Raw genomic sequence first — 224 nt, forward strand, 5'->3', positions numbered from 1 at the left:
GGTGCGCGTGGGAGGAGTCGAACCTCCGACCGCCTGGTTCGTAGCCAGGTACTCTATCCAGCTGAGCTACACGCGCAAAATCGGTAAAACAAGCCATTCATAAATAATGCTATCGTCTGCACTTCATGTGCGTGACGTTATTTAATGAATGGCGGAGAAGGAGGGATTCGAACCCTCGATGGGATTTAAAGCCCATACTCCCTTAGCAGGGGAGCGCCTTCGGC

1 tRNA gene is annotated in these 224 nt (G+C 52.7%); it reads right to left on the reverse strand.

Features of this window, described 5'->3' with window-relative positions:
• Positions 1-2: 2 nt before the first annotated feature.
• A tRNA-Arg gene (locus tag AAEY94_RS20870) sits at positions 3-76 on the reverse strand.
• Positions 77-224: the final 148 nt, after the last annotated feature.

The sequence above is a fragment of the Shewanella sp. AC34-MNA-CIBAN-0136 genome (assembly GCF_040309945.1).
Taxonomy (GTDB): domain Bacteria; phylum Pseudomonadota; class Gammaproteobacteria; order Enterobacterales; family Shewanellaceae; genus Shewanella.